Below are 17694 nucleotides of genomic sequence, written 5' to 3'. Positions count from 1 at the left end.
AACTATATCAAAAAGGGTGAGAAAATGAAAAAAATATTTGTTATCTTAGCAATTATGCTATTTTTTTTGTCCGGATGTGACTATTACACCGCTAATGAAAGCGATACGTTTAGTGATTGGATAAAATATCGCTATTATGAAGATGATATACTTGCATATTTTGCAGAACGTGATTTTAGCATTGATACTTTCAGTCTTTACAATCTGGTATGGAACATCAAATCATCAGAAGCTGTAAATATGACAATAAATGCCGATGAAATAATTGATGATTTATCTTCTATGGATAATCAATATTATTACCAATCTGATATTGACCAGTATGGAGAGGAATATGTTGTCTATCTATGTAGCGAACTATATCGATATAACCATAATATCATATCTGAACCATCAGTATACGATGAACAGATATCTAGGTTGACTCGTGAGCTACTACTAAATACGAATGAAGAAGATGTTGCGGCAAAGGCAGCTTTACTAATCAAAGCTTCTGTCAATTTTAACTTTAAAGATGACAATTTCAATGACTTAGTTGAACTGGTTGAGTCAACATTTAACGATTCAGCCACTGAATTTCTTGAATTGGTAAAAGACCTTGATTGCATCGAGATAATGCTATTAAGTGGTCAAATAGAACATGACATAATTGTCCAGAGGTATAACAGTATAGATAATAGACTTCAGGCATTAGTATCGAGTATCGATCTCAATAATATCTCAGTATTAAGTACAACTATTATGAAAATGCTTCAGATTGAAGACCAGTTGAATATTTCGGGGACTGCTAATAGTGGTATAATACTCACTGTTTATGATTTTAAAGAATACTATGCGGGACTAGATATACAAACGAAATATGAAGTTTATACGATTCTTTCTCACAATGATATTGAAGTAGACGACCCTTCAATAAAATCATTTTTCGAATATAAGCTGTATCTTTGCCCTTTCTGGCAGAGTATTAGAACATTGTATTATGGTACTCAATTGTCGGATCTGCATTCTTTCTCTTATGATGCTAAAAAGGTCTTGGCGTATGCGAAAAGGACACAGCCTCAATCTTATCGTAGCATTTCCGACCTATACTATTATTATATGGTGTATGAAACATTAAACGCTGAAAATACTGTTGATATAAGCTCGGCATTTCAAACATTGGCAGACAGCTACCAACAGGATAAGATGTCCTTTGAGGAGCTGTATTACTTTCATGCATTGAGTGACATATCCGGTCAGAAATACGAGTATAAATCAATTTACGATGTGGATTTAAACCAGGTTGGTAGACTAGATGAACTATACTACTTATTACAATTGCTTAAGTATTATGGTATTGAAGTTGACAACAATAAAATTATCAATCTATGTGATAGTTTCTATAATTCAGCTGATGGGGGTTACTGTGCTTCATCAGAATACAGACAATCTTCCATTACTGCCACATATTTTGCATTATTAATATACGATGATCTGCAAGTGACCAATGAACATAAAATGAGTATACTTGAATTTGTCGAAAATATGAAGTTGGACGGCGGAGGAGTAAGAGAAATTCAAGAACATACATCTAACACATTTGAGACCTATTTCAGAGCTTCTTGGATAATTGAACATCTTACTTAGATGTTGAGCAATATGAGAAAACGATAAAACTATAGAAAAATTTTTAAAAACAAGAAATAGAGAGTATTATTCAGATGCCAAAAACAAGCGAAATACCATCTAATCCAGCAATGATTGAGGTTCTTTTGATATTGAAGTTGAAGTTAATAACGACCAATCCCTAATAAACAAGGTTTATCTTAAACGTTTAATTAAAGAAGATGCAACAGGTACTTGGACAGTAGTTGGTTATGAACCAGTAGAAGAATAAAATAATATAGCCCCCTGAGGCAGGATGCTGTTCAGGGGGTATTAATATGTATGATGGTGAAGTTTTAATGAAAGTCAATACAAATTTTAATTTTATTTTTAACTTGTTAATTTGTATAAAATAGTATATAATAACACAAAATATGTTAATAAAATAATTGCGTTGATAAAAGCTACGATTTATAAATTTCTACAGAGAGCCGATGGATGGTGTGAATCGGTGAAAGGTTAAATCTTTCCACTTTTGGAGCTATCGGTAATAGATATCGAGGGTTGGTAACCTTTATAATACTTTTCGAGTGGTTAGCTTTTTTAATAGTTAGCAATTTGGGTGGCAACACGGATTCTTTCGTCCCATAGTAGATGAAGGAATTTTTTTATTTTAAAATAAAATTTTGGAGGATTAATAAATGTTAGATTTAAAATTTGTAAGAGAAAATCCTGAAATAGTAAAACAAAATATAACTAATAAATTTCAGGATAAAAAGTTACCTTTAGTAGATGAGGTAATTCAATTGGATGTTGAAAACAGAGAGACAAAGCAAAAGGCAGATGCACTGAGAGCAGGGAGAAACAAGATTTCTAAGCAAATCGGCGGATTAATGGCTCAAGGTAAAAAAGATGAAGCTGAAGAAATGAAGAAAAAAGTTTTGGAGGATTCTGAACTTTTATCAAAGTTAGAAACAAGAGAAAGTGAATTAGAAACTAGGATAAAATCTATTATGATGACTATTCCAAACATAATTGATCCTAGTGTACCTATAGGAAAAGATGACAGTGAAAATGTTGAAGTTCAACGTTATGGAGAACCTGTAGTTCCAGATTTTGAAATACCTTATCATGCTGATATAATGAATAAATTTGATGGATTAGATTTAGATAGTGCCAGAAAGGTTGCTGGAAATGGATTTTATTATCTAATGGGTGATATCGCCAGACTACATTCTGCAGTTATATCTTATGCTAGGGATTTTATGATTGACCGTGGATTTACATATTGTATTCCTCCTTTTATGATTCGTAGTGATGTTGTAACAGGAGTTATGAGTTTTGCAGAAATGGATGCAATGATGTATAAAATAGAAGGTGAAGATTTATACTTGATTGGAACTAGCGAGCATTCAATGATTGGTAAGTTTATAGATACAATTTTACCTGAATCATCTCTACCTCAATCATTAACCAGTTATTCTCCTTGTTTTAGAAAGGAAAAAGGGGCTCATGGAATTGAGGAAAGAGGAGTATACAGAATTCATCAATTTGAAAAGCAAGAGATGATAGTGGTTTGTAAGCCTGAGGAAAGCAATATTTGGTTTGATAAATTGTGGCAAAACACTGTAGATTTATTTAGAACACTAGATATACCAGTTAGAACATTGGAGTGCTGTTCTGGAGATTTGGCTGATTTAAAAGTAAAATCAATTGACGTAGAAGCATGGTCACCAAGACAGAAAAAATACTTCGAAGTAGGTAGCTGTTCTAATTTAGGAGATGCACAAGCACGACGATTAAAAATACGTGTTGATGGAGAAAATGGTAAATATTTTGCTCATACATTAAATAATACAGTAGTTGCACCTCCGAGGATGCTAATAGCATTTTTAGAAAATAATTTAAATGAAGATGGTTCTGTAAATATACCAGTTATTTTGCGACCATACATGGGCGGAAAGTCTATAATTAAATAGTCATGAATAATATTTATTAGAAATAAGATTAATGAGACAGTTATTTCTACCTAATATAAAATGAACACTGGAATGTTTACACAGATTTTATTTCTTTGTTTATTGTAATCTTTGTATATATTTCAGTGAATCAAAAAATTATATAGCTAATGAAAATCCTGATAGAATACTATTGTTAAGCATAATTTGAATTATAATAAAACAGAAATATTTATAATTCACTATATTTAGAATATAGAGAATTAAAATACAATACATATTCATATGATATGCTATATAGAGTATATAAATATATTTAATATATCAGATGAATAAATATTAATATTTATATTTATTTTAAAGCATGAAAGTGATTGAATTTAGATAAAACGTACTTTTTTTAAAATAATTAATATAAATTATCTATAAGAACACTTGATTTTCAACGAATTATATAACAACTAGCAATTTACTAATATTTATTAATATTGATGCATAAACGGGAGAATAAACTATATGAGTAATGAAAAAAACAATTTAATTTTAAAATATGGATTAATAATTGTTATGTTATGCTTTATAATAAGTACTGTTTATTACATGCAATTTTCTTTAGATGAATTTGTATTTTTAAAACACTACTATGAAAGAGATATACATGATGGTTCGTATATGAATATTCATTTCATTAAAAACACAGCAGATAATAGAAAAATAATAGAAATAAAATTCCCTGAGATGCCTAATGAATTTGCATCTGTTTTTTTAAATGATTTTAGTAATGGTTTTAATAATGGTTATTACAGAACTGAAGAATTTGCACATTATATGTATAATGAGCTAGTGATAGAGTTTCGATATAATGATATAAATTACTCTGAAGAAGGTAATGAAGAAAGTAATGAAGAAAGTATTATTCTAAATAAAGCCGTTATTGTACTTAATAATGGAGATGAACAAGAAGTTGATATAGGAAAAATAGTGCTTCATAAAAATATGAATTATTATGACTTTTTAGAAACATCTAGCTCTTCATCTTCTAATGACTTTACTTCAACAAGTGTAATGACGCCAATTAAAGATGTTGTTATAGATAGTATTGAATCTAATTTAGATGGAGAAGCAAATGGATTTATGGAATTGACATTAAACGGTGTTAAAATTGAAGATATAAATTTTCCATTAAAATTAAATTCTGATGACTCGTTGGTTTTTAATAATACATTTTTATATAATACAAAAGATACTCGAAAATATAATGTTTACGATATTCAAAAAAGAATATTAGTCACGGATTCAGAGGGTAATAAAGGATATGAAACAATTCATAATTTAGATTATTATCCTATAGAAATATTTCTTTCGGAAAAAGGTATTGGAGATTTTCTAAAGTATAGAGGGGTGAAATAATGGAACAAGGATATAGAAAAGTATTTTGGGGTTTTTTAATTGTCTTGTTTAACATTAACATTGGTCCTATAAATATTTTGCCAGATTTTTTAGGTTATTTTATAATTGGTTCAGGATTAGTGGCAATAGTAAATGAGTTTGAAACCAAAAGTTTTAGAATAGCTCATAAAACGGCAAATTTACTTTTTTTGTATACGTTATTACTATCTATATTTAATTTTATAGGTTCGGGTGAAATTATAGGAAATAGTAGCGGATATCAATATAAAATTATAATTGATATAGGATTATCTGTTTTATCTAGTATATTTAGTTTATATATGGCGTTTCATATTCTTTCTGGAACTATTAATTTATATTTAAATAGAGCACAAAAACTCCAAGCTGAGTTATTAGTAAAGTCACAGAGAAGTTATACTTTGCTACTTCTTATAGGAATAATACTAATTTCTATATCTTTTAATATTTCTAGCGGAGTTTATATGGCTATTACTTCAATTTATGTACTCCTAGTACAAATATATTTTGCTACAATAATTAGTGGAATTAGAAAAGACTTTAGTGGGGATTTAAATGAACTTTGATTTTAAATTAAGCATATAAGAATATGAGGGTATGAGGGTATTAAACCATGAACAAAATTAATAAGCATTTAAATAAATTAGATAAAAAGGAAAATAAGATTTTAAATAAAAAACAAGGTATTATTGAAGAAAAATTAGAGCCATTAGTGAATAAAGTTGAATCAAAAGTGCCAAAAAACTTAAAAACTACATTAGATAATGCATTTAATAAAGCTTTTCAACTAATATTTGAAAAAGGTACAAAGTTTATTGAAAAACTTTATAATAAGAACAAAATTCACTTTGAACACAATTTTAATGATTATAAAATATCTAGCAATGTAAATAACAGAACAATTAAAAAAATGGATAAGCAAGCACAAAAAAGTAAGTTTTTAAACACATCAATTTCTACATTAGAAGGAGCTGGATTAGGATTATTGGGAATGGGGTTACCTGATATTCCAATATTTACTGCAATGATTCTAAAAACCATTTATGAAATTTCATTAAGCTATGGATATTTATATGAATTGGATGAAGAAAAAGTATATATTTTAAATATAATTAATGCTGCTCTAACAAAAGGTGAAGTTCAACAAAAATACAATTCTAATGTTAATAAAATTGCATATAAAATAGATAACCACATAAATTTTGATTATGATTTAGATAAAGAAATATCAATTACATCTAAGATACTGTCTAATTCAATGCTAACTTCTAAATTCGTTCAAGGTATACCTGTTGTTGGTGTGATTGGAAGTATAACAAATTATAAAATTATTAGCAAAATAAGCAAGTATAGTTCAATCAAGTACAAGAAAAGGTATTTAAAAATGAAAGGATAATATCTATGAATGACATTCTTGACAAATATTTAACAATCATACATGAACAAATGCAATATAATTCTTTGAAAAATATATTTTGTATTAAAAGTAATCCATTGTGTTTTAACGAAGTAACGAAAGAAAGCATTTTATCGAGCATAAAAGAAATTCAAAAACTATCTATAATTGACAAAGAGTATTTGATACAGTTTTACGTTAATAAATTTCAAAATACTTTTTACAGCACAAATCAATATATTGATTTTCAAAAAAAAGATTACTTGGAAATTAGAAAAATTTTTGAATTGCTGTTGCAAGATATAAGTAATCAACAATTACTTTTTGAACAAATTGAAGAACGTCATTACGAAAGAATACAGTCATTAATAAAAAAAACAAATCCTACCATACATAAGTTAAATAGAAATAACGATATTATTGCAAAAACCTTTGTATGTGCGGAGTATTCAGCACAATTTCAAATAGATTTATTAGGAATAGAAATTAATGATTTAAGAGAACCAATATTAGATATTGGTTGTGGTGAATATGGATATTTAGTTGAATTTTTAAGAAATAATAATCTAGAGGCTTATGGAATAGACAGACTACATAAAACTGAAAATTACTATGTTAAGAATAATTGGCTAGAGTTTAATTACGGACAACAAAAATGGGGTACGATAGTTTCAAACCTATCTTTTAGTAACCATTTTATAAATCATTATTTACAAAATGATAAGGTTGACATAGTATACGCACAAACATACATGAAAATATTGAAATCATTATTAATTGGCGGTTCTTGGATATATGCACCTTCTGTTCCGTTCATAGAAGATTTACTTCCTCATGACAAATATTTAGTTAATCGTAGTTTTATAAATTCTGAATTTACAAAGACTATTATTACAGTAATAAGATGATATATTTATTTTATATAGACATACTTATTTAAAAGTTACCTATAACACTTAGTTTAATAAAATCTGAAATAAAAATAAATTTTAAACAATATGATTATTTTCAAATAATATTTTATAATTATTTCCTTGAAAAAAGTGTAAAAATCTAGTAAAATTTAGATAATTATTTTATTGGGAGGATTTATTCATGAACAAAATAGTAGTTGTATATAAATCAAAATACGGTAGTACAAAAAAATATGCAGAAAGTATAAGTGACAGGTTAAATGCAGAATTATTTGAATGTTCTGATATAAAACCGGATAAATTAAATGAATATGATACAATAATATTTGGTGGAGGACTTTATGCAAGTGGCATTAATGGAATATCACTTATAACAAAGAATTATCAAAGCATAAAAGATAAGAATTTAATTGTTTTTACTGTAGGACTTGCATCAACGGATGACAAAGAAATATTTATACCAATTATTGAAAAAAATTTTGCAGAAGAAATGAGTAATAATATCCAATTTTTCCACATGCGTGGTGGTATTGATTACAAGAAACTTAGTTTTGTACATAAACCTATGATGGCTATGATGAAAAAAATTGTTTCTAAGAAAAAGGAAGAAGAATTAACAGATGAGGATAAAATGATGTTAGATACATATGGAGATAAAGTTGACTTTACGGATATTAATACAATAGAGCCATTAGTACAATTTGTTGAGAATCTTTATAATAAATAATTACTTTTGATTTTCCTACCATATATATTATAATTAAAAACAAAAATGCAAATAATAAACAAATGAAGCAAGAACTATATTAAGGAGTTGCTATGGAAAGAGAAATTGTTAGATTAGATATAAATAAAGATTTTGAAGGGTTTGAGGAATTATCTGTACTATCTTTTGGTGAAGGAACAAATTGTAAAAAGGAAATGTATGAATGGCTTTTCGATAAGAACCCATATAATAAAACGGGAAATATGATGTACATATTAAAAGAAGGTGATAAGGTCATTGGCTGTGATGGACTAATTCCTAACGAGCTTTATGTTAATGGAAAAACATTGCTAGCGGCTCATTCTGTTAAGTCAATGACACATCCTGATTATAAAAAGCAAGGTATTTTCAGAAAAATGACTCAGAATTCATGCGAAAGAGGATTAGAAGATGGTGTTGATGTAGTTATAGGTCTTGCAAATGACCAATCATATCCTGCTTATCTAAGATTTGGGTGGCCAACTTTGTTTGAGAAGGAAGCATATGTAAAGCCTATCTTAATAACAAATATTCTTAAGCGAAGAATAAAAATTGGATTTTTATCATCATGTGCGAATTCCATGTATGTAATGTATATGAAAAATAAACTAAAAGCTAAAATGGATAAAGAAATTAAATTTGAAATATTAAATAGTGTTCCTGAAGGTATTCAAACTTGTTGGGATAAATATAAAGATAAATATAAAGTGTTATTAGTAAGGGATTATAAATATTTAAACTATAGATATAATTTAAGACCAGATGTTAATTATGTTACAATTTTAATGAAGCTTAATGATGAAATAATTGGGTTTGCAATACTTCACAATTCGAAAGCAAATGGTTCTAAAATGACTTCGGCTGTTGAATTTTTTACAGATCCAACCAATGTAAGATACATAGAAGCACTATCTAATGGCGTTTCAAAATATTGCTATGATAATGGACTTGAGTATGTAGTTGTAGGGTCTGGTTTATATGGCAATTATAAAAATGTATTGTTGAAGAATGGTTTCATGGTAACAAGAAAACCTCCTAAAAATAATATGATGATTGCAAATGTGCTTTCAGATAAACTTACTTTAGAAGAAATTACTGGACATGAAAAATGGCATATAACACAGGGTGATGGAGAAACAGAACTGGATTTATAAATGAAATAAAAATTTTAAAGCGTTGGGATATTAATAATCCCAGCGCTTTTGATTATAAATTAAGTTCCATTCTGAACCATGTATAAAACAGCTCAGTAACAATGTTTTTGTTTGACATTGAAATTATGCTGTGATATTATAATTATCAACAATAATTACAGAATATAACAGTTTAGGACTATTATATATAACAATCAAAATAATTGGAGGAGAATAAATGGACTTTAAACAAAAAGTTGCGGAGATATTTACATCTTTAGATGATGAAATTACTATAGATGAAGCTATCCAAATGATAGAGGTTCCACCTAATTCAGATATGGGTGATTATGCAGTACCATGTTTTAAATTTTCAAAAAAATATAGAAAAGCACCTGCAATGATAGCAAAAGACCTCTCAGAAAAAATAGGTCAAGTAGAAGGCTTTGAGAAGGTTGAAAATGCTGGGCCATATGTTAATTTTTTCGTTGATAAAAAACATTTTGCAGAAAAGATATTAAAGCAAGCATATGCGGAAAAAGATAAATTTGGAAGCACAAATGTAGGTGAAGGAAAAACTGTTATAGTCGAGTTTTCATCTCCTAATATTGCAAAGCCTTTTCATATAGGTCATATTAGATCTACATTAATAGGTAATTCAATTCATAAAATTTATACTTATATGGGTTATAATACAGTAGCTATAAATCATCTAGGTGATTATGGTACACAATTTGGCATGCTAATATCTGCTTACAAAAAGTGGGGTACACCTGAAATTGTAGAAGCTATAGAAAAAGACCCAATACCTGAACTATTAAAATTATATGTTAGATATAATCAAGAAATAGAAACACATCCTGAATATCAAGAAGAAGCTAGATACTGGTTTAAAGAATTAGAAAATGGAAATGAAGAAGCACATAAGCTATGGTCTTGGTTCAGAGAAGTAAGTTTAAAAGAATTTAATAGAGTTTATGAAATGTTTGGAATTAAATATGATTCACTTGCAGGAGAAAGCTTTTATTCTGATAAAATGGCAGATGTTATTTCAGAGCTAGAAGATAAACAATTGCTAAAGGATTCAGAAGGTGCAAAAATAGTTGAACTATCTGAATATGGCTTAACTGATGCATTGATACAAAAAAGTGACGGATCAACTCTTTATGTAACAAGAGATATCGCTGCTGCAATGTACAGGAAAAAGACATATGATTTTTATAAAAATATATATGTGGTTGGAGCTCCTCAAAAGCTACACTTTGATCAGTGGAGAAAAATAATAGAACTTATGGGATATGAATGGGCAGATGATTGTGTTCATGTTATGTTTGGTACTGTAAGTTTAGAAGATGGTGCTCTTGCAACTCGTAAGGGAAGAGTTGTATTTTTAGAAGATGTTTTGAAAAAAGCTATTGAAAAAACAACTGAAATAATTAGTGATAGAAATCCTGACATTGATAATAGAGAAGAAGTTGCAAAACAAGTAGGTATAGGAGCAGTAATATTCCAAGAATTATTCAATAACAGGATTAAAGATTATATGTTCTCTTGGGATAAAACTTTAAGTTTCGAAGGAGAAACTGGACCTTATGTTCAATATTCATATGCAAGAACATGTAGCTTACTTAAAAGAGCGGATATAGAAATAGACGATGATGTTGATTTCTCAGTTTTAACTGATAAAGAAGCATTTAATGTAATAAAGAAGTTGGAAGGATTTAAAGCTGCGGTTTTAGGTTCACATGATAAATATGAGCCTTTCTTTATTACAAGATATGTAGTTAGTTTAGCTCAAGAATTTAATAGATTTTATCATGAATGTCCAATTATAGTAGAAGATGCTAACGTTAAGAAAGCAAGATTATTATTAACACAAACTGTAAATACTGTAATAAAAACAGCCCTTGGTCTTCTTGGCATGGATGCACCTGAAAAAATGTAAATAAATTATATTAAAAAGATCTAAAACACGACAAAATGCAACAAAACATCTTTTTTTTCACCGTTGACCCCATAATTAAATGAAAATATAATTTAAGTACAAACATAAAAGGGTGATGAAATGAGATGTAAAAAATACTTAGTAATTCTATTTGTTATTTGTTTTAGTTCATATTTCATGATGCTAAGCATGGTTCTTACAGCAGATGCGGAGGACTTCTATGTTGCAGCTAATAAATCAACACAAACAATAAAAATAGAGTCAGTTGTAAATGATTTGAGAGAGTTATATTTAAATGAACAAGATTTAAAGGAATATATTTCAAGTCTTACCCAACTATCTGAAGATGAATGTGAATTAATAATTAAAGGGAGTAGAAACAATCATATAGACCTGTTTATAGTTCTTGGAGTTTTAAAGACAGAAAGCAACTTTGATCCTTATGCGGTTGGTTTATCTGGAGAACGAGGTCTAGGACAGCTTATGGAAAATACTGCAATACCTGTAGCTCAAAATTTGGGATATGAATATGACCCAGAGAAACTTTTTAATCCTGAGTATAATATTGAGCTCACAATTACACAACTTTCATATTTGTATAATTTATATGAAAAAGATATAAATAAATCTCTTACAGCATATAATAGAGGTAAACAAGGATTGGTAGATTATATTAATGAAGGTAAATCTCCGTATAAAAATCCTGCAATGAGCGATTATTCAGTAAAAGTCTTAAAATATGCTTATGAATTTAAAGAAGAGTTTGAAAGTTTAATGAAATAATTGTATAATAGAATCAACATACACTGTTGGTTCTATTTTTATGAGTTAAAAGTTAAAAATAGAAAAAGAGGAGGCAATGGGGTAAATGCTATCAAAGATATATAACTTATTGAATTATTGCTATGAAGATAGCATTTTAGAAAAGTTTGCTGGTTTAGAATTTCAGTTGTTTATATTAACAACCAAGTCTTTATTGCCGTTTGAAAATAAAATCGGCTGTGGATTAGATATAAATAGATACAAAAGCGAGATGGAAATATTTCGTTATTACAAAAATGGAAATGATGAAACTATAAGTTATTACTTCAATAATAGTAAACCATCGGAAATTGAAGATTTTCTTTTGGAATATAAAATATTACCTATTGCAATATCAAATACAGATTGGGAAACATTAATAGATGAGGTGTTGAAAATTGTGTTGTTATATTCTCATAATAAAAACACAATATTAAGTGCGATAATTTTATCCTCAGTTATTTATGAATACTTCTATTCAGAAGTATTTGATATAGATTTAATAATAAATAAAACTAAAGATAGACTTATAAGATTTTCATTTAAAGATTTATATTTAAATAAAATTAATATGCAAATAAACAAGGAAGCTATAATAGAATTTGAAAAAGAAAGAGTAAAGCTATTATCAAAGAGTAATTTGTTTTGTGAAATATACATATTAAAATTTAAATCATTACAGCATATATTTAATAAATGCATGTCTTGTAAAATGGTAGATAAGGGCAATGAAGTTGTATTAAACAATTTTGCAGTATACATTCAAAAGCTTAGAAATGGAACAGTTAGTCCGGAAAAACTTAAATATTCTCAAGAAGAATTAATTGATTTTAAAAAATATTTAAGTAATTCTTCTTTTGTACATCCTTTATTGGGAAAGTGTATATTGTTAAAAAGGGAATCTTCACAAATAATATTAAAAAATAAATTGGGATTGTTAAAGGTGAATATATGAAAGCTTTGTTAGTTACACTTGATTCAAAATACATACACGCAAATCTAGCTGTTAGATATCTAAAGAAATTTTGTAGTGATGATGGCTTTGATTTAGAAATAAAAGAATTTACAATAAATCAGCAACTTGATTATATACTAGGGGAGATACTTGATGCAAATGCTCAAATTATATGTTTTTCATGCTATATCTGGAACATAGAGTACATAAAAGAAATAGCCTATATATTGAAAAGTTCGACTCTAGGGATTAAAATACTTCTTGGTGGACCAGAGGTATCATATGAAACTGAAAAATTCATGAAAGAAGAAAGCTATGTTGATTATATAGTTTGTGGAGAAGGGGAACTGACATTTAGAGAATTTATCAAAGAAATTAATTCGGATAAACCTGAAATAGGTAATATAAAAGGGCTTGCTTATAGGGAAAATGACGTTGTAATAGTTAATGGAGCTAGAGAATTGATTGATAATCTTGATACAATAAAATATCCATACGATGAAAATGAAAGCTTTGATGATAAAATAATATACTACGAATCATCAAGAGGTTGTCCATTTAATTGTAGTTTTTGTATGTCCTCAATAGATAAAAAAACTAGAAATTTCTCTATTCAAAGAGTTAAAAGTGATTTAAAAACACTTTTAGCAACAAAAGCGAGACAAATCAAATTTATTGACAGAACATTTAATGTAGATTATAAAAGGTCCATGGAGATAATGAATTTCATAGTAGAACATAATTTAAATCACATGACAATTCATTTTGAAATAACTGCTGATATAATGAATGATGAATTTCTAAAATTCTTAAGTAATATGCCAATTAATATGTTTCAGTTTGAAATAGGTGTTCAGTCTCTAAATAGCGATACATTACGTGAAATAAATAGGCATATGAGTATAGAAAAACTTAATAATGTTATAGGGAAAATTGGAGAAAATAATAATATTCATATTCATTTGGATTTAATTGCAGGGTTGCCATTTGAGAACTATAAATCATTTAAAAAGTCTTTTGATGGTATTTATAGATTAAATACAGAAAAAATACAGCTTGGGTTTTTAAAGGTGTTGAAAGGAACAAAGATTTACTTTGATAAGTATAAACATAATATTAAATATAGAGAAAAAGCACCTTATGAGGTTATTTGTACAAAGTATATCAGTTTAGAAGAAATATTGAAACTTAAAAAAGTTGAAGAATTAGTTGATAGATATTATAATGAAAAATACTTTGAAAAATCTTTAGATTATATAATGGAAAATATATACAATAGTTCACCATTCGAATTTTATGAGTTGTTTAGTGAATATTGGAAAAAAAGTAATTTATATAAAGTTTCCCACAGTAGAAAAAAATTATATCAAATTTTATATAACTACATTGATTCTATAGGATTTTTAACAGAGGATTTTGTAAATAGTTTAAGGTATGATTATGTTTTTAATAATCATCAAGAAGATTTACCTGCGTTTTTAGACAAGGAGTCGGAAGAAAAATTCAAGACAATTAAAAGGTTTATAGCAAATGACGAGAAAATTAGGGAAAAATACTTTGAAAATGCTGGAAAGAACGATAGAATTTTAAATAGTTTTAGAATTGTTGAAATAAATGGTGATGCAACTATGTTTATTTATAAAAATAAAAAAAATATTTTCAATAGATGTAGAGCTTATAACATTAATTATATAATAGAGGAGTACAACCATGAATAAAAATAAAAAAGATGAATTTTTTAATAAGTATTTTAATAATAAGAAGGATGATATTTTTTTTGTAACATTAAAAAAGGGAGTTTCTATTAAATTTAAAGAATTTGAATATATTACATCTAGTGAGCTGCCGGTTCCAGTAAGAGCTGGTAAGTTATTAGAAGATATAAGAAGAGAAAATGAAGTTGAAAAAGCAGGTATATCACTTAGTAATATTATAGATGGTATAATATATGTACAAGGATCAGATAAAGACTTCGAATATTTGTATGAGTATAGAAAAATGTTAGAATTGCTTTGTTTCGATTTGCAGCCTTACATTATTCATTGTATAAATAATTTAGATGAAGGAAATTTAGATGATTCAGTTATATATGGAAATGCTTTAATAAATATAAATGAAGATGATAAAAATTGTTTTATTTATGCTTCAGTTCTTGAAAAAAAAGCAACAGATAAAAAATTAAAAGATAATGAAAGTCAATTTTTTTTAGAAGAAGCACATTTTTTCTATGAAAAAGCATTAGATTATAATGATAAATTTGCGTTGTCTTATTATAAACTTGGATATTACTATAAATTACAACAGCAGTATGTAAAAGCCGAACTGCATTGGAAGAAACATCAAGAACTTGATAAAGATGTTGTTAGAATAGAGGAAATTAGAAATGAACTTCAACAGTTAGAACCTTATGTTGATTTTGAGAATGGTTATAATTTAGTATTAAAAGAACAACCAAACGAAGCATTGGATTTATTATTACCACTGGTTAATGACTTTAGCGGTTGGTGGAATCTTTTGTTTTTTATTGGACTTGCCTATAGGTCATTAGGAGAATATGAAATAGCTGAAAAATACTTTGAAAATGTTTTAAAAATTGAACAATATCAAAAAGAAACTTTAAATGAGTTAGGTTTATGCAAAATATGCAGGGGAAAATATACTGAAGCTTCAGAATTATTTACAACACTTTTAAACATAGAACCAGGAAATTGTGAAATCTTTTGTAACAGAGCAGTTGCGCATTTATATAATAATGAAGTGGAAAGGGCAAAAGAAGACATAACAACTGCATTGAAAATCAATCCGGATGACGAGGTTGCATTAGGTATAAAGTTAGAAATAGAACAAAATTATTAGTCTTAAAAGGTAGGGGATAAATGAAAAAGCTCATAGTAACATTATTCATTTCTGTATTGTTGATAGTTACTTTTATATTTGTATTTAAGATGCTCTTAGATAAGCCAATATTTGACACAACAAAAAATGTAGATATATATTTAGACGGAATAAAGGAAGATAAATACAATCATATATTTACTAATAATCAAATTTACATAAATGCAAATTATTTAAAACAAAATGAATTATTAGATTACTATTGGGATAATAACTATAACAAAATATCTATATTTAATGATTTTAAATATGATGTTATAAATTATAATAATAAAAAAGCATTCTATAATAAAATTCCATTTAATATAAACGAAATAATTATAATTGAGAATAATGAATTGTATTTTAATTCTAAATTTATTAATGATAATTATGTTTTTCGTTTGTATGTGGATATAGATAATTTAAAAGTAATTATAGAAGAAGATATAAGTGAATATGAAGTAGTTAAAAAATCTAGATTAAAGTCAAGTCCTACAAGTAGAGCTATCACTTTAAAAAAATTAGATATAAAAGATTCTATTTATGTTTATAATAACGAATATAATGGTTGGATATTGGCAAGAACTGAAGAAAATGCCATCGGATATGTTAAATTATCTGATATAAGACCAATTTCAAAAACAATGTACAATACATATGAATCTTTAAATAATGGAAAGAAAATTAGAATGGCTTGGGATTTGGTTTATATAAAAGTTGAAGAATTTGAACCATTTAATATACCATATGCTATTGATATTGTTGGTCCTACATGGTTTGAACTTGAAGATACTAAGGAAAAATTTAAAGATTTATCAAATGATGATTATATAAATTTTGTTAAAGATTCTAACAAAGATATATGGGCAGTATTTAATAATAGATTTGACCCGGATTTAACTAGTGAATTATTAAACAATGGTATAAAACGTAGCGAAATAGCTGATAAAATAATAGATATTACTTTAAATAAGGGTTTTGATGCTATAAATTTAGATTTTGAAAATATTCATTTAAAAGATAAAGATGTGTTTTCTGCATTTGTAAAAGAATTGTACTGTAAAGCTAAAGAAAAAGGGATATTATTTACAATCGATATAACTATAATGTCAAATGCAGAAAATTGGTCCTTGTGTTATGATAGAAATGTTGTGGGAAAATACTCAGATTATATTATGTTAATGGCATATGATGAGAATGTAAGTGGCGTTATAGGATCTGTATCTTCATTGCCTTGGGTTGAATATGGAGTTAACAATTTATTAGAATATGCTTCAAGTGAAAAAATAGTGCTAAGCATTCCTTTTTATACAAGGCTATGGGAGGAGCATTTAGACAATCAACAAAAGGTAAAGTCAACTGCTTTGAGAATTGGTTCTGCTAATAAAGCTATTGAAGAATTGGGTATTAATCTTATTTACGATGATTCAACAGGTCAGAATTTTGGTGAAATTATGATTGATGATATAAAGTATACAATATGGAATGAAGATGAAACTTCATTAGTGAATAGATTGGATATTATAAAGAAATATAATCTTTCAGGGTATGCGGTATGGGCGTTTAAATATGGAACTGATGAGATGTGGGAACTGCTTAAAAATAAAAAATAGAAAAATAATTAAAAAGGCATTGACAAAGATAAATAAGTGAGCTATAATACAAAAGCACTTCAGCGATGGAGTGAAAAAAAGAAAGAAAAAAGTTATTTTAAATAAAAAAAAGATGTTGACAATCACAGATAATAATGTTAGACTAACAAAGCTAATCTTGATGGTTAACAAAATAAACAGAAAAAAATAAATAAAAAAAGTTCTTGACAAATAACGACAAGCGTGATAAGATATTAAAGCTGTCGCAAGAAAAGAACAGCAACAAACAAATAACAAACAGCACATAGACAATAAAACAGCATAAGAAAAACCTTTGAGAGTTCTAAAGTAAATTTGAACAAAAAA

The 17694-nt window shown here is 27.3% G+C and carries 14 protein-coding genes and 1 other annotated feature; all 14 genes read left to right on the top strand.

The genetic code is table 11. From position 1 onward, the window contains the following. Window positions 1–24: 24 nt before the first annotated feature. The 14 genes from J2Z76_RS15250 to J2Z76_RS15185 all read left to right on the top strand — a co-directional run bounded on the left by J2Z76_RS15250 (window position 25) and on the right by J2Z76_RS15185 (window position 17349). Window positions 25–1626 carry a prenyltransferase/squalene oxidase repeat-containing protein gene (locus J2Z76_RS15250; RefSeq protein ID WP_209512923.1) on the top strand — a complete coding sequence of 534 codons (1602 nt, stop codon included), beginning with the start codon at window positions 25–27 and terminating at the stop codon, window positions 1624–1626. Window positions 1627–2029: 403 nt separating this feature from the next. Continuing rightward, window positions 2030–2235 (top strand) — a binding site (T-box leader). 50 nt (window positions 2236–2285) lie between these two features. Further along, entirely contained in the window at window positions 2286–3563 is a 1278-nt protein-coding gene (gene serS, locus J2Z76_RS15245; RefSeq protein WP_209512922.1) for a serine--tRNA ligase, read from the top strand. Between the two features lie 495 nt (window positions 3564–4058). After that, window positions 4059–4952, top strand: a complete 894-nt coding sequence (locus J2Z76_RS15240) for a hypothetical protein (RefSeq protein ID WP_209512921.1) — start codon at window positions 4059–4061, stop codon at window positions 4950–4952. Then, complete coding sequence (locus tag J2Z76_RS15235; protein WP_209512920.1) at window positions 4952–5536, top strand: hypothetical protein; 585 nt, start codon at window positions 4952–4954, stop codon at window positions 5534–5536. Before J2Z76_RS15240 ends, J2Z76_RS15235 begins: the two co-directional genes overlap by 1 nt. A gap of 47 nt (window positions 5537–5583) precedes the next feature. Further along, window positions 5584–6366 carry an EcsC family protein gene (locus J2Z76_RS15230; RefSeq protein WP_209512919.1) on the top strand — a complete coding sequence of 261 codons (783 nt, stop codon included), beginning with the start codon at window positions 5584–5586 and terminating at the stop codon, window positions 6364–6366. A gap of 5 nt (window positions 6367–6371) precedes the next feature. After that, window positions 6372–7274, top strand: a complete 903-nt coding sequence (locus J2Z76_RS15225) for a class I SAM-dependent methyltransferase (protein ID WP_209512918.1) — start codon at window positions 6372–6374, stop codon at window positions 7272–7274. Window positions 7275–7461: 187 nt separating this feature from the next. Beyond that, window positions 7462–8007 carry a flavodoxin domain-containing protein gene (locus J2Z76_RS15220; protein ID WP_209512917.1) on the top strand — a complete coding sequence of 182 codons (546 nt, stop codon included), beginning with the start codon at window positions 7462–7464 and terminating at the stop codon, window positions 8005–8007. A gap of 92 nt (window positions 8008–8099) precedes the next feature. Further along, window positions 8100–9179: a GNAT family N-acetyltransferase gene (locus J2Z76_RS15215; protein ID WP_209512916.1), complete on the top strand. Its 1080-nt coding sequence runs from the start codon at window positions 8100–8102 to the stop codon at window positions 9177–9179. A gap of 217 nt (window positions 9180–9396) precedes the next feature. After that, window positions 9397–11103 (top strand): arginine--tRNA ligase, encoded by a 1707-nt coding sequence (gene argS / locus J2Z76_RS15210; protein ID WP_209512915.1) that lies wholly within the window; start codon window positions 9397–9399, stop codon window positions 11101–11103. A gap of 120 nt (window positions 11104–11223) precedes the next feature. Then, entirely contained in the window at window positions 11224–11886 is a 663-nt protein-coding gene (locus tag J2Z76_RS15205; protein ID WP_209512914.1) for a transglycosylase SLT domain-containing protein, read from the top strand. 85 nt (window positions 11887–11971) lie between these two features. Next, a complete protein-coding gene (locus J2Z76_RS15200; protein WP_209512913.1) occupies window positions 11972–12859 on the top strand; it encodes a hypothetical protein in 888 nt (295 codons plus the stop codon). Further along, the gene (locus J2Z76_RS15195) at window positions 12856–14577 is read left to right on the top strand and encodes a B12-binding domain-containing radical SAM protein (protein ID WP_209512912.1); all 1722 of its coding nucleotides are present in this window, start codon (window positions 12856–12858) and stop codon (window positions 14575–14577) included. The genes J2Z76_RS15200 and J2Z76_RS15195 overlap by 4 nt, the downstream gene beginning before the upstream one ends. After that, window positions 14570–15715 carry a tetratricopeptide repeat protein gene (locus J2Z76_RS15190; protein WP_209512911.1) on the top strand — a complete coding sequence of 382 codons (1146 nt, stop codon included), beginning with the start codon at window positions 14570–14572 and terminating at the stop codon, window positions 15713–15715. Before J2Z76_RS15195 ends, J2Z76_RS15190 begins: the two co-directional genes overlap by 8 nt. A gap of 20 nt (window positions 15716–15735) precedes the next feature. Beyond that, window positions 15736–17349, top strand: a complete 1614-nt coding sequence (locus J2Z76_RS15185; protein ID WP_209512910.1) for a glycosyl hydrolase family 18 protein — start codon at window positions 15736–15738, stop codon at window positions 17347–17349. Window positions 17350–17694: the final 345 nt, after the last annotated feature.

The organism is Sedimentibacter acidaminivorans (assembly GCF_017873955.1).
In the GTDB taxonomy this organism is placed as follows: Bacteria; Bacillota; Clostridia; order Tissierellales; family Sedimentibacteraceae; genus Sedimentibacter; species Sedimentibacter acidaminivorans.
This window is presented reverse-complemented; position numbering and strand designations above follow the sequence as displayed.

Excerpts from the sequence above, each read along its gene's own strand:
- J2Z76_RS15250 (WP_209512923.1), top strand. The coding sequence starts at position 25 with ATGAAAAAAATATTTGTTATCTTAGCAATTATGCTATTTTTTTTGTCC.
- serS (WP_209512922.1), top strand. The coding sequence starts at position 2,286 with ATGTTAGATTTAAAATTTGTAAGAGAAAATCCTGAAATAGTAAAACAA.
- J2Z76_RS15240 (WP_209512921.1), top strand. The coding sequence starts at position 4,059 with ATGAGTAATGAAAAAAACAATTTAATTTTAAAATATGGATTAATAATT.
- J2Z76_RS15235 (WP_209512920.1), top strand. The coding sequence starts at position 4,952 with ATGGAACAAGGATATAGAAAAGTATTTTGGGGTTTTTTAATTGTCTTG.
- J2Z76_RS15230 (WP_209512919.1), top strand. The coding sequence starts at position 5,584 with ATGAACAAAATTAATAAGCATTTAAATAAATTAGATAAAAAGGAAAAT.
- J2Z76_RS15225 (WP_209512918.1), top strand. The coding sequence starts at position 6,372 with ATGAATGACATTCTTGACAAATATTTAACAATCATACATGAACAAATG.
- J2Z76_RS15220 (WP_209512917.1), top strand. The coding sequence starts at position 7,462 with ATGAACAAAATAGTAGTTGTATATAAATCAAAATACGGTAGTACAAAA.
- J2Z76_RS15215 (WP_209512916.1), top strand. The coding sequence starts at position 8,100 with ATGGAAAGAGAAATTGTTAGATTAGATATAAATAAAGATTTTGAAGGG.
- argS (WP_209512915.1), top strand. The coding sequence starts at position 9,397 with ATGGACTTTAAACAAAAAGTTGCGGAGATATTTACATCTTTAGATGAT.
- J2Z76_RS15205 (WP_209512914.1), top strand. The coding sequence starts at position 11,224 with ATGAGATGTAAAAAATACTTAGTAATTCTATTTGTTATTTGTTTTAGT.
- J2Z76_RS15200 (WP_209512913.1), top strand. The coding sequence starts at position 11,972 with ATGCTATCAAAGATATATAACTTATTGAATTATTGCTATGAAGATAGC.
- J2Z76_RS15195 (WP_209512912.1), top strand. The coding sequence starts at position 12,856 with ATGAAAGCTTTGTTAGTTACACTTGATTCAAAATACATACACGCAAAT.
- J2Z76_RS15190 (WP_209512911.1), top strand. The coding sequence starts at position 14,570 with ATGAATAAAAATAAAAAAGATGAATTTTTTAATAAGTATTTTAATAAT.
- J2Z76_RS15185 (WP_209512910.1), top strand. The coding sequence starts at position 15,736 with ATGAAAAAGCTCATAGTAACATTATTCATTTCTGTATTGTTGATAGTT.